The 12,398-nt window shown below is 70.2% G+C and carries 9 protein-coding genes; 2 read left to right on the top strand and 7 right to left on the bottom strand.

All coding sequences use genetic code 11. The annotated features are described in order from the left end of the window. The first annotated feature begins 20 nt into the window (after window positions 1-20). On the top strand, window positions 21-878 hold the full coding sequence (locus tag ACWEQQ_RS35870) for a phytanoyl-CoA dioxygenase family protein (RefSeq protein ID WP_452351341.1): 858 nt from the start codon (window positions 21-23) through the stop codon (window positions 876-878). A gap of 3 nt (window positions 879-881) precedes the next feature. On the opposite strand, the gene ACWEQQ_RS35865 is transcribed toward ACWEQQ_RS35870, so the two are convergent. The 7 genes from ACWEQQ_RS35865 to ACWEQQ_RS35835 form a co-directional block, all read right to left on the bottom strand. Continuing rightward, window positions 882-1,046, bottom strand: coding sequence for a hypothetical protein (locus tag ACWEQQ_RS35865; protein ID WP_452343207.1), 165 nt, complete (start codon window positions 1,044-1,046; stop codon window positions 882-884). A gap of 210 nt (window positions 1,047-1,256) precedes the next feature. Further along, on the bottom strand, window positions 1,257-2,912 hold the full coding sequence (locus tag ACWEQQ_RS35860; protein WP_452351340.1) for a DEAD/DEAH box helicase: 1,656 nt from the start codon (window positions 2,910-2,912) through the stop codon (window positions 1,257-1,259). Between the two features lie 236 nt (window positions 2,913-3,148). Beyond that, entirely contained in the window at window positions 3,149-4,504 is a 1,356-nt protein-coding gene (locus ACWEQQ_RS35855) for a M1 family metallopeptidase (protein WP_452343205.1), read from the bottom strand. Continuing rightward, window positions 4,504-8,403, bottom strand: coding sequence for a Pls/PosA family non-ribosomal peptide synthetase (locus ACWEQQ_RS35850; RefSeq protein WP_452351339.1), 3,900 nt, complete (start codon window positions 8,401-8,403; stop codon window positions 4,504-4,506). Before ACWEQQ_RS35850 ends, ACWEQQ_RS35855 begins: the two co-directional genes overlap by 1 nt. A gap of 164 nt (window positions 8,404-8,567) precedes the next feature. Further along, window positions 8,568-9,512 (bottom strand): extracellular catalytic domain type 1 short-chain-length polyhydroxyalkanoate depolymerase, encoded by a 945-nt coding sequence (locus tag ACWEQQ_RS35845; RefSeq protein WP_452351338.1) that lies wholly within the window; start codon window positions 9,510-9,512, stop codon window positions 8,568-8,570. A 47-nt stretch (window positions 9,513-9,559) separates the two neighbouring features. Continuing rightward, window positions 9,560-10,096: a gluconokinase gene (locus tag ACWEQQ_RS35840; protein WP_379469520.1), complete on the bottom strand. Its 537-nt coding sequence runs from the start codon at window positions 10,094-10,096 to the stop codon at window positions 9,560-9,562. 8 nt (window positions 10,097-10,104) lie between these two features. Continuing rightward, window positions 10,105-11,514 carry a GntP family permease gene (locus tag ACWEQQ_RS35835; RefSeq protein WP_452351337.1) on the bottom strand — a complete coding sequence of 470 codons (1,410 nt, stop codon included), beginning with the start codon at window positions 11,512-11,514 and terminating at the stop codon, window positions 10,105-10,107. Between the two features lie 123 nt (window positions 11,515-11,637). On the opposite strand from ACWEQQ_RS35835, the gene ACWEQQ_RS35830 reads away from it, so the two are divergent. Continuing rightward, entirely contained in the window at window positions 11,638-12,375 is a 738-nt protein-coding gene (locus tag ACWEQQ_RS35830) for a FadR/GntR family transcriptional regulator (protein ID WP_452351336.1), read from the top strand. Window positions 12,376-12,398 lie beyond the last annotated feature (23 nt).

Genomic DNA, 12,398 nt, shown 5'->3' with positions numbered 1-12,398 from the left:
GTTATGTAAAGGATGGCGGGATGAGCGCGAAGGTGACATCGCTACGCGATCTGGACGGCGATCTGGCCGGAACCTACCGGCGCACCGCGAGCAGTGGCGCGAGCGTGGATCCGGCGGTGGTCGAGGCCGATCTGGCCGCGGTCGAGCGGGACGGCTACGTGATCCTGCCCGACATGCTGACTCCGGCCGAGCTCGACCGGATCCGGGAAAGTGTTGTGCCACTGCTGGATCGGATCGGCCGGAACAACTTCGAGGGGCACTCGACACAGCGCATCTACAGCGTGCTGAACAAGACTCGCGCCTGCGACCGCATCGTCGACCACCCGCGAGTACTGGCCCTGCTGGACCGGCTTTTCCTGCCGAACTACCTGCTGTCCATGCTGCAGGTGATCAACATCCTGCCCGGCGAGCAGGCACAGATGCTGCACACCGACGACGGCTTCTACCCACTGCCGCGGCCGCGAAAGGGGTTGGGGGCGGCCACCATCTGGGCCATCGACGACTTCACCGCCGAGAACGGCGCGACCGACATCATTCCGGGCAGCCACCTGTGGGGCGACCGCCTTCCCGGGGAATCCGACCGTCGCGAACCGGTGGTGATGCCGGCAGGTAGCTGTGTATTCTTCGTCGGCACTCTGTGGCATGGCGGCGGCGCGAATCGCTCCCCGGATCCCCGCCTAGCACTCACCGCCCAATACTGCGAACCGTGGCTGCGCCCCCAGGAGGCGTTCACGCTCTCCATGACCCGCGATACGGTCCGCGCGGTGTCCGAGGATATTCGCCGAATGCTCGGCTACAGCATTCATCCGCCCTTCATCGGGCAGGTCGACGGCATGCACCCCAAGCGGCTCCTGGAACCCGGCGCACCCGCCCTGTAGTGCTCAGCGGGCCAGTTCCCGGGCCAGCTGCACGGCCGCTTTCATATCCGGCGCGTACCCCACCCGCCACTGCAGCCGATCGATCGGCGTCACCGAGACCCGATAGCGATTCTCGACCCGTTCGAACTTGACGATGACCCGCTCACTCAAGGGGGCGTCGGTCTTCATGACTTGCTCTCCTGACCCCTGTCAAAGCGTCCGGGACGACAGATGAGAATTCACGAGGTAAGAGCGGGTAGCTGCTTGCTATTCAATAACTGTAGGAAAATCCGCGCCCGCTAGATACGGGCAAACGTCACATTCTGGACGCACTCTCCCGCGCGCCGCCGCGCCGCGGGCGCACCGGCGAGGTGGCCGCGGCGTCGGTCGTCGGGGGTGTCAGTTGCCGCGACGACGGCGCGGGGCGCCGTCGGTGCGCTGGGATGCGGTCCGGCCGGAGGTGCCGCGGGTACGCGGTTCGGCGGAGGCACCCTGCCGCGCGTTGGCCGTGCCGCGGCGCTCGGTCCGGGCGCGGGTGCCCTGGTTCTCGTCGCGGGTGATGCCGGTGCGCGGATTGTGACCGTTCGAGCTGCTTGCGGCCGAGGCGCGCGGCTTGCCGCCGGCGCGGCCTCCCGCGCGGCGGGCGGGCCGGCCGTCGGTGGCGGTGTCGGGCTTGCGGGCCGCGGGGCGGTCGGGGGTGCGCGCATCGTCGGTGTGCTGGGAGCCCTGCCTGCGGCGGTTCCGAGGTGCGGTCTGCTTCGCGTCGGTCGCGGCCGGGCGGGTCCGCTTCTTGGGCTGGCGGGCTCCCCGCGTGGACGAGGCGGCCGACGTGTCCACGCGGTGCGGTGCGGCGGCATCGGCCGTGGGGAGGGCGACCAGCGGGGCCACCTCGCCGATCAGCTGCGTGACCGCCGGGGAGTCGGCGGTGACCGATTGCGGGGTGGCGGTGATCTTGGCCTTGCGCATGAGGGCGGCGAGGTCGGTGCGCTGGTCGGGGAGGACCAGGGTGATGACGTCGCCGTGGTTGCCGGCGCGGGCGGTCCGGCCGGAGCGGTGCAGGTAGGCCTTGTGCTCGGCGGGCGGATCCACGTGAACCACGAGTTCGACGCCGTCGACGTGGACGCCGCGGGCCGCGACATCGGTGGCGACCAGGACCTTGGCGGCGCCGGCGGCGAAGGCGGCGAGGTTGCGATCGCGGGCCGGCTGGGTGAGATTGCCGTGCAGGTCGACGGCGGGGATGCCGGCGGTGGTGAGCTGGCGGGCCAGCTTGCGGGCCTGATGTTTGGTGCGGGTGAACAGGATTCGGCGTTCGGACCCGGAGGCCAGGCGGTGCACGACCGCGCGCTTGGCCTCCGCGGTCGGCACCTCGAACACGTGGTGGGTCATGGCGGCGACCGGCGAATTCGCTTCGTCCACAGCGTGTTTCACGGCATCGGGGAGGAAGCGCTGGACCAGCTTGTTGACGCCGTTGTCCAGGGTGGCCGAGAACAGCAGGCGCTGACCGTCTCCGGGCGTCGCGGCCAGGATGCGGGTGACGCCGGGCAGGAAGCCCAGATCGGCCATGTGATCGGCCTCGTCGATGATGGTGATCTCGACCGAGTCCAGGCTGATCAGGTCCTGCCGCATCAGATCCTCGAGGCGGCCCGGGCAGGCGATCACGATGTCCACGCCCCGCTTCAGTGCCTGCACCTGCCGATGCTGCGAGACGCCGCCGAAGATGGTGGTCACCGACATGCGGTAGGCGGCCGCGAGCGGCTCCAGGGTGGCCGCGATCTGGGTCGCCAGTTCCCGGGTCGGCGCGAGCACCAGCCCGGCCGGGCGATTCGGCGCACACCGCTGCGCGCGCTCGCCGAGGCGATCCACCATCGGAATGGAGAACGCCAGGGTCTTTCCGCTGCCGGTCCTTCCGCGCCCGAGCACATCGCGCCCGGCCAACGAATCGGGCAGGGTGTCGGCCTGGATGGGGAAGGGCTCGGTGATGCCGGCGTTGGTGAGCGCACGGACCAGAGGGTCGCGGACGCCGAGCGCGGCAAAGGAGGTAGGGGCAGAAGTCATCGGTGTTGCAGTGCCTTTCGGGCATCGGGGTGTGCCCGAGCCGTGCTGCGGATCTCGGATCCGCGCCGGGGGCACAAGGTGGCGAGATTGCCAGTGGGCAAAATCGATCGCCGTAAGGAAAGCTAAGCCGCGCAGTGGGGGCTGCTTGGAAGTTCGAAGCGATCTACGACGCGGATGTGACCGTGCGTTTGTCCGGGCGCGGCACATCCATGATCAACAACGTGTTCGCTGGAAGTCTACCCGGTACCGGAATTGGCCCCGAACGCGGGGAGCGCGGGTAGTTGGGGTAGGGACCGTGCGTGCAGCCAGCTGTCCCAGAGTGATCGCAGTGACCTGGTGCTGTAATGCCCTGCCAGGTCGGTGAATTCCTCGGTGGTGATCGAGGCGTGGCGATACCGCGTGGTCCACTCGCGCAGCAGATCGAAGAAGGCGGAATCGCCGAGGGTGAGTCGCAATGCATGCAGGGTCAGCGCGCCGCGCTTGTACACCCGGTCGTCGAACATGTGGTCCGGTCCGGGGTCGGCGAGCAGGAGGTCCTGCGGCAGCCGCGCCAGATTCCGGTGTGCGGTGCGCGCCAGCTGGTCCGCGCTCGGCCCGCCGGCCGCCTCCGACCAGATCCATTCCGCGTAACAGGCGAAGCCTTCGTGCAGCCAGATGTCGCGCCACCGCGCGATGGTCAGGCTGTTGCCGAACCACTGGTGGGCCAGCTCGTGCGCGACCAGCCGCTCGTAGCCGCGCCGCCCGTCGCAGTGGTTCGCCCCGAAGACCGAAATGCCCTGCGCCTCAATGGGAATCTCGAGTTCGTCATCGGTGACCACCACCGTGTAGGCCTCGAACGGGTACGGCCCGAACTTCTCGGCGAAGACCTCCATCATGCGAGGCTGCCGCGCGAAGTCGTGCTCGAAGGCGGCGCGCAGCCGCGGCGGCAGCACGGCCTGCATGGGCACCGCGCCGCGCGGCGCGTCGACCCGCTGCTTGCGGTAGTGGCCGATCTGGATGGTGGCCAGGTACGTGGACATCGGCTCGGGCTGCTCGTACACCCAGGTGGTCTGGCTGGCCTTGGTCTGCTTGCGCACCAGGGTGCCGTTGGCCTGCGCGTAGTACGGCGAGTCGGTGGTGATCGAAATCCGGTAGCTGGCCTTGGAACTCGGGTGGTCGTCACACGGGAACCAGGAGGCCGCGCCATTGGGCTGGCTGGCCACCAGCACGCCGTCGGTGAGTTCCTCCCACCCGACCTCGCCCCACTGGCCGCGCAGCGGCCGAGGCGGGCCCGCGTACTGCACGGTGAGCGCCAGCGCTCCGCCCGCCGGAATCCGCTGTCGCGGCGTGATCACCAATTTGCCGCGCTGATGGGTGAATTTGGCGGGCTTGGCCCCGTTCACGAATACCTTGGACACCGCCAGCGCCTGAGACAGGTCCAGCGCGAACCGATCTCGCACCCCGGTGGTGACCGCGGTGATGTCGGCCCGCCCGGCCAGCCGGTTACTGGCGACCTTGTACTCCAGCTCCAGCTCGTAGCGGGAGACCCGGTAGCCGCGATTCCCGTTCTGCGGCAGGTAATCGTCGATGGGCTGGTCGAGCCGGTCGGGCATCAGCGACCGCCCTCCGGCCAGGGCGCGATGGGGTTGCCCCACCAGCGCGTGGACGGCGGCACGCTGTCGCCGCGCATGACCAGCGAGGCCGGTCCGATGGTCGCGCCCGCGCCGATCACGCTGGCGGGCAGGGCGACACAGTGCGGTCCGAGCGTGGCGCCCGCACCGAGGGTGACGGTGTCCATGGCCATGATGCGGTCGTGGAACAGATGGGTTTGCACCACACATCCGCGTTCCACGGTCGCGCCGTCACCGAGTGTCACCAGGTCAGCCTCCGGAAGCCAATAGGATTCGCACCATACCCCGCGGCCGATGGTGGCGCCGAGTCCACGCAACCAGACATTCAGCACGGGCGTACCGGTCGCAGCACGCGCGAACCACGGCGCGGCGACATGCTCCACGAAGGTGTCGGCGACCTCGTTGCGCCACACGAACGAACTCCACAGCGGATGCTCCTCGGTGCGAATCCGGCCCACCAGCAGCCATTTCGCGAGCACCGAGGCCGTGCCGGCCACCGCGCCCGCCGCCAGCAGCACCACACCGCTGAGCAGTGCGGCGGGCAGGTGGCCGAGGGTCTGGGCCAGCCAGGCCAGGGCGAACAGCACGCCGAGGCCGATCGCGAAGGTCACGAACACCGGGATCAACCGGCAGGTCTCCACCACCGCGCGGGCCACGCGCAGCCGGAACGGCGGATCGAAGGTGCGTGCGGTGTCACCCGATTCGGCGGCGCGGCGCAGGCGGGTCGGCGGGCTGCCCAGCCACGACGAGCCGGCCTTCGCCTTGGACGGTGCGGCCGACAGCACGGCGACCAGGCCGTTCTTGGGCACCCGCCGCCCGGGCGCGGTCATGCCGGAGTTGCCGAGGAAGGCGCGCTTGCCGACCTTGGCCTCGCCGATGCGCAGCCAGCCGCCGCCGAGTTCGTAACTGGCGACCATGGTGTCGTCGGCCAGGAACGCCCCGTCGGCCACCACGGTGAACTTCGGCAGCAGCAGGACCGTCGAAACCTCCACGCGCTTGCCGACCTTCGCGCCCAGCAGACGCAGCCACATCGGAGTCAGCAGGCTGGCGTAGAGCGGGAACAGGAAGGTGCGCGCGGAATCCAGCAGCCGTTCGGTGGCCCACGCCTGCCAGCCCTGGCGGCTGCGCACGGGGTGATGGCCCTCGGTCAGCCCGATGCCGAGCAGTCGCACGGCCACGATGGTGACCGCCGCGTACACGCCCAGCACCAGCAGCATGGCCACCGGCAGGACCGCGAAGGCGCGTTCGAATCCGGCTGCGAGCGTCCGGGTGTCGCGAATCCACCAGGCGATGAGCAGACCGCCGGTACCCAGCGCGAAAATCGGCACCGAGGCCAGCGCCATCGAGGTGATGCCGAAGATCGCCACCCAGTGCGCGGCCCGGGCGGGCGTCTCGTCGGGCCAGCGGTGCTGTGCCCGGCCGACTTTCACGGCGGGGGAGCCCGCCCACTCCTGTTCGGCCTTCACCTTGCCCGATACCGAGGAGCCGGGCGCGATTTCGGCATTGCGGCCGATCCTGGTGCCGGGCAGCAGGATCGAGCGGGCGCCGACCACCGCGCCCGGCCCGATCTCGATGGGCCCGATGTGCACGAGATCGCCGTCGATCCAGAAGCCGGACAGATCCACCTCGGGTTCGACGCTGCAGCCGTCGCCCAGTTCCAGCATGCCGGTGACCGGCGGCAGCGTGTGCAGGTCGACGCCGCGGCCCACCTTCGCGCCCAGCGCCCGCGCGAAGGGCACCATCCACGGTGCGCCCGACAGGTTCTCGGCGCCGCTGGCCTCGGACAGTCGCACGGCCGTCCACAGCCGCAGGTGCACCCGCCCGCCACGCGGGTAGGTGCCCGCGCGCACGCCGCGCAGCAGCAGCCGGGAACCGGCCACGCACAGCGCCATCCGGCCGGGCGGGGAGATGAAGAGCAGGAACGCCACCAGCATCCACCACCACGACAGGTGCGGCAGCCACGGCAGCGAACCCGACCAGGCGGCGACATTGCCGACGATCGCCAGCCAGGTCAGCCATTGCAGACCGGTCAGGGTGGTGAGCGGAATCGTCGCCAGCAGCTGGAACAGCTGCGCCGACCGGGGCACCGGCCGGACCAGTCGCTCCTCGACCGCGGCGGTCGGCGCGAAGCCGTCGAGCAGGGCGGCCAGGGCGCCCAGCCGCGGATGGTCGTAGAGGTCCGCGACGGCGATGCGCGGCTGCCGTTCCCGCAGCGCCGCCACCAGCTGGGCGGCCGCCAGCGAGCCGCCGCCCAGATCGAAGAAGTCGGCGTTCGGGTCGGTGACCTCCGCGCCGAGAATCGAATCCCACAGTCCCGCGACCCACCGCTCGGTCTCGGACAGACCGCTCTCGGGAGTGGCGGTGATGGCCTTGGGCAGCGGCCAGGGCAGCGCGTCGCGGTCGACCTTGCCGGAGGTCCGGGTGGGCAGTTCCCCGACCACGGCCAGCCGCGGCACCAGCGGGGCCGGAAGCTGTTCGGCGAGAATGGTTCTCGCGGCGGTGAGGTCGTAATCGGCGCCCGGTCCGGTCAGGTAGCCGACCAGGATCTTGTTGCCCGCCTTGGTGGTCCGGATCGCGGCGGCCGCGCCCGTCACACCCGGCAGATGCTGCAGTGCGTTGTCGATCTCGCCGAGCTCGATGCGGCGGCCGCCCAGTTTGATCTGATCGTCGGCCCGCCCCAGGAAGACCAGTCCCTCGCGATCGTTGCGCACCAGATCGCCACTGCGGTAGGCGCGTTCCCAGCCGACCGACGGCAGCGGCGCGTACTTCTCGGCGTCCTTGGCCGGGTCGAGATAGCGCGCCAGCCCGACGCCGCCGATGACCAGCTCACCGGATTCGCCCTCGCCCACCGGATCTCCGGCCGCGTCGACGACGGTCAGGTCCCAGCCGTCCAGCGGCAGCCCGATCCGGATCGGGAAGCCGCCGTCCAGCAGCGCGGCGCAGGCCACCACGGTGGCCTCGGTGGGGCCGTAGGTGTTCCACACCTCGCGCTCGGAATCCTGGTTGCCGGCAAGGCGTTCGGCCAGCTCGGGCGGCACCGCCTCACCGCCGAAGATGAGCAGCCGCACGGGTTCGAGCGCCTCGGCGGGCCAGGTGGCCGCCAGCGTGGGCACGGTCGAGACGATGCTGATCGCCCGGCGGACCAGCCACGGACCCAGATCGGCGCCGGTCCGCACCAGCGCGCGCGGCGCCGGGACCAGGCAGGCGCCGTTGCGCCACGCCAGCCACATCTCCTCGCACGAGGCGTCGAAGGCGACCGACAGTCCGGCCAGCACGCGATCCCCGGGCCCGATCGGCGCGTCCTGGAGGAACAGCCGCGCCTCGGCATCGACGAACGCCGCGGCATTGCGATGGGTCACCGCAACACCTTTCGGCGTGCCGGTGGAGCCGGAGGTGAAGATGATCCACGCGTCGTCGGCGGGCGTGGGCGCGGCCCTCGACGTCACCCGGTCGCCGGATTCCCTTGCCACTCCGGTGGATTCGATCCCGGCCGCGGTCACGATGGCCGAGACCCGGGCCTCTCCGAACACCAGCCGCGCGCGTTCGTCGGGATCATCGGCGTCCACCGGCACGTACGCGGCTCCGGCGTGCAGGACCGCCAGGATCGTGATGTACAGCCCGCGCGTGCCGGACGGCATCCGCACCCCGACCCGGTCGCCCGCCCGCACCCCGGCCGCGGCCAGGCGCTCGACCTCGAGCGCGATCTCCGCGAGCAGTTCCGCGTATCCGAGCTCCACCTCACCGTCGTCGAGGGCGGGTGCGTCGGGGTACGCCGCGGCGGTGGCGGCGAGAATATCGACCAGTGTGCGGGCCGGCGGTGCGAGGGCGGCCCGCAGCATCGGGTTCGCGACTATCTCGGTCTCGGCCTGCTGTTGCGGCATTAGGTGCTGCCCACCTCTCGGGGAACCATCCGGCGCTTGTGCGTTGGTTGTTTCATACGAGAGTTACCGACAGGCAAACTGTGAGGCGGCCATTGGTCCACGGTACCGGTACGTCCTGGTCATCCTGTGTTCACCTGGCGGCTGTGCGCGGATTCGCCGGGCGGCTAGGCGTGGAACTGTGCGAAGAATTGCCAGATCACGTCGGTGGCGTCGAACTGGTGGGTGACCTTGCCGACAATCACCTGCGGCAGGTATTGCGGGCCGTCCGGCCAGGTGTGGCCGCCCTCGGCGATCGAATAGAGCTGGACCTTGGCGCCGTTCGCGCAGTCGGAGGACTGGACGGTCACGGTGGTGCCGTCGTCGGCGCGCTGCGGGAGCGTGGTCGTGGTGGCCGCGTCGCAGGAGTTCTTCTCCCGCCACAGCTGCTGGGTGGCGTCGACCGAGAGCACCGGGCTCGAGCCCGCGCCGTGGTGGCCGGAAGTGACACGCACGACACCGCCGCCGTAGGGGACGATCGGGTCGGAGGTGCCGTGGATCTCCAGCACCGGCAGGGAATGGGTTGGGGTGCAAGCGGATACGTCGGCCTGGGGGAGCGGGCCCGCCACCGGGGCGATGGCCGCCAGCTTCCCGGACAGGCGGCAGCCGAGGTCCTCGGTGAACATGCCGCCATTGGACATGCCGGTGGCGTAGACGCGGGTGGGGTCCACGGAGTCGTTCGCGATGATCCGGTCGATCACGGCCGCAACGAAACCCACGTCGTCGATATTCGCGGCACTGGCATTGGTGTCGTCGCCGCGGCCGTCGTTCCAGGACTTCTCGTAGCCGTTCGGGTAGACGGCGAGGAAACCGTCGGCGTCGGAGGCCTTGTCGAAGCCGAAGGAACCGGCCATGTTCTCGGCATTGCCGCCGCCGCCGTGGAAGGCGAGCACGGCGGGCAGCAGGCCCTGGGGTCGGTTGGCGGGGTAGTGGACGATGTATTGCCGCTGCAGTCCGCCGTATTCGAGGGTGACGGTGGTATCGCCGGCGGCGCGGGCCTGCGGGTGCCCGCACCCGGCGGCCATGAAGGCGGTGGACAGCAGGATCGCTGCGGCGAATCTCGGTGCGTTCACGCGAGTGATCGTAGAGAGGCAGCCTGAAGCTGGGCTGAAGCTTTGTGTCAGCTGTGAGCCCGGATGGCGGCCAGTGCCGCGGCGGCGACTTCGTGTGGGGGAGGGCCGATTTCGATGCTGAGAATATGCTCGTCGGGACCCGGCGCCTCCAGGGTGCCGAGCTGGGAATCGAGCAGGCCCGGCGGCATGAAATGGTCCATGCGCGCGGTGAGGCGGCGCTGCAACTCGTCCCGGGATCCCGTGAGATGCAGGAAGGTCAGCACCGCGCCGGGGTGCCCGGCGAGGCTGCGGCGCAGCACGTCCCGGTAGGAGCGCTTCAAGGCCGAGCAGGTCACGACGGCCGAGCGGCCCGCGGTGAACTCGTCGGACATCCAGGCCGCGATGGCCTCCAGCCACGGCTCCCGATCGGCGTCGGTGAGGGCGTGGCCCGCGGCCATCTTGGCGATATTGGCGGGCGGGTGCAGGTCGTCGCCCTCCAGGAGATCCCAGCCCAGGCTGCTGACCAGCATGCCCGCGACCGTGGACTTCCCGGATCCGGAGACGCCCATGAGCACCACGATCTGCGGTCGCGCGGGGGTTGCCATCGCTGCTCCTAGACGATCGCGCTCAGGGCGAGCACGCCCGCCAGCCCGGCCAGTGAGATCACGCATTCCATCAGGCTCCACGACTTCAGCGTCTGCACGACGTCCAGGCGCAGATACTCCTTGACCATCCAGAACCCCGCGTCGTTGACGTGCGACAGGAACAGCGAGCCCGAGCCGATCGCCAGCACCATGAGCGACACGTGGGAGGTGCTGAGCCCGGCCGCGACCGGAGCGAGAATGCCCGACGCCGTCACCGTCGCGACGGTGGCCGACCCGGTGGCGACCCGGATCAACGCGGCCACGAACCAGGCCAGCAGCAGCACCGGCAGGCTGCTGTCCCGAATCGCGTCGGCAATGGTGCCGGCGATACCGGTGTCGACCAGCACCTGTTTGAAGCCGCCACCCGCGCCGACGATCAGCAGTATGCCCGCGACCGGCGGCAGCGCGCTGTTCATGGTGTCCGCCAGGGCGTCCCGCGTCATGCGGCCGCCACGGCCGAGCACGATCATGCCCACGATCAGCGCGATACCCAGCGCGACGACCGGGGTGCCGAGCACATCCAGGACCTTCTTCACCTGGGACCCGGACTTCGGCGAGACCACGTCGAAGACGGCGCTGCCCAGCATCAGCACGACCGGCAGCAGGATGGTGGCCAGGGTGGCGGTGAAGCTCGGTCGCGGCCCCTGCTCCTCGACCGGCCGCCCGGCGGGCTCACCGGTCGAGAACAGTTCCGGCACCGGCACATTCACCCAGCGCGCGGCCAGCTTGCCGAACAGCGGCCCCGCGATGATCACCGTCGGCACCGCCACCAGCACGCCGAGACCCAGCGTCAGTCCGAGATCGGCCTTGAGCGCCGCCACCGCGACCAGCGGACCCGGGTGCGGCGGCACCAGCCCGTGCATGGCCGACAGGCCTGCCAGCGCCGGAATCGCCACCGCCATCAGGGGAAGTCGCGACCGGCCGGCGACCAGCAGGATGACCGGCATCAGCAGCACCACGCCGATCTCGAAGAACATGGGCAGGCCGATGATCGCGCCCACCAGGCCCATCACCCACGGCAGCGCCCGCGGCCCGGCCCGGTTCACCAGGGTGTCGACCACCTGATCCGCGCCGCCGGAATCGGCGAGCAGCTTGCCGAACATGGCGCCGAAGCCGATCAGGATGCCGACGCTGCCCATGGTCGAGCCGAAGCCCTTCACGAAGGAAGCCACGGTGTCGGCCGCGCCCAGCCGGGCGACGAGCCCGACCGCGACCGCGCCGATGGCCAGCGCCAGGAACGGATGCATTTTCAGCCAGGTGATGAGGCCGACGATGAGCGCGACACCGAGCACGGCCGCGGTGATGAGCTGGGCGTTGCCGGTGTGCCGGGTGGCCGCGTCGGCCAGGTTCGCGGCAGCGAGGGGTTCGAGGTTGGGCATGACGCTTCTTCGAGTCGAGGTGGAGTGATCCAGGGCACAGAGCCCAATATGGAGGACTATATCAAGCCGTGCTGCGAATAAATACTACGTATTACCCGCTGGATACCGATAGATATGCCTCAGATGTGTGACACTGAAGCCATGGTCGACCGCGCCGAGTCCTTGCCCCTGCACGAATCGGTGCTGGATCGGCTCGGCGCCGACATCGCCTCCGGCGGCATCGCGCCCGGCACGCGCATCTCCTCCGAGGAGATCGCCACCCGCTTCGACGTCTCCCGCACCGTCGCCCGCGAGGTCGTGCGGGTGCTGGAATCCCTCGGCATGGTCAGCATCCGGCGGCGCGCGGGCATCACCGTCCTGGACCCCGCGCACTGGCATGCGCTGGACCCCAAGCTGATCCGCTGGCAGCTCGCCGGCCCCCACCGCTTCGCCCAGCTGGCCTGGCTGGCCGAACTCCGTTCCGGCATCGAACCACTGGCCGCCCGCGGGGCCGCCGCGCACGCGACGCCGGAGCAGTGCGCGACCCTGACCGCGGCGGTCATGGGTATGTCGGCCACGGCCCGCGCCGCCAACACCGCCGCCTATCTCGACCACGACATCGCCTTCCACGCCACCCTGCTGGCCGCGTCCGGCAATCCACTGCTACAGGTCTTCGCCCCGATCATTCGCGAAGTCCTCACCGGCAGAACCGAACACGAGCTCATGCCGACACAGGCCAATCCGCAGGCCCTGCAGCTGCACGCCGCCGTCGCCGCGGCGATCCAGTCCGGTGACGGCCCCGGCGCCGAATCCGCCATGCGCGAGATCGTGTCCGAATCGGCCACCGCGATCGCCTGCCTACGGCCGGCGACGCCCGAATAGCGCTGCGGCCAGGGCACACAGCG

The organism is Nocardia sp. NPDC004123, from assembly GCF_053603795.1.
This window is presented reverse-complemented; position numbering and strand designations above follow the sequence as displayed.

Coding starts and splice junctions, on each gene's coding strand:
- ACWEQQ_RS35830 (WP_452351336.1), top strand. CDS start 11,638: ATGTGTGACACTGAAGCCATGGTCGACCGCGCCGAGTCCTTGCCCCTG.
- ACWEQQ_RS35860 (WP_452351340.1), bottom strand. CDS start 2,912: ATGACTTCTGCCCCTACCTCCTTTGCCGCGCTCGGCGTCCGCGACCCT.
- ACWEQQ_RS35850 (WP_452351339.1), bottom strand. CDS start 8,403: ATGCCGCAACAGCAGGCCGAGACCGAGATAGTCGCGAACCCGATGCTG.
- ACWEQQ_RS35840 (WP_379469520.1), bottom strand. CDS start 10,096: ATGGCAACCCCCGCGCGACCGCAGATCGTGGTGCTCATGGGCGTCTCC.
- ACWEQQ_RS35865 (WP_452343207.1), bottom strand. CDS start 1,046: ATGAAGACCGACGCCCCCTTGAGTGAGCGGGTCATCGTCAAGTTCGAA.
- ACWEQQ_RS35870 (WP_452351341.1), top strand. CDS start 21: ATGAGCGCGAAGGTGACATCGCTACGCGATCTGGACGGCGATCTGGCC.
- ACWEQQ_RS35835 (WP_452351337.1), bottom strand. CDS start 11,514: ATGCCCAACCTCGAACCCCTCGCTGCCGCGAACCTGGCCGACGCGGCC.
- ACWEQQ_RS35855 (WP_452343205.1), bottom strand. CDS start 4,504: ATGCCCGACCGGCTCGACCAGCCCATCGACGATTACCTGCCGCAGAAC.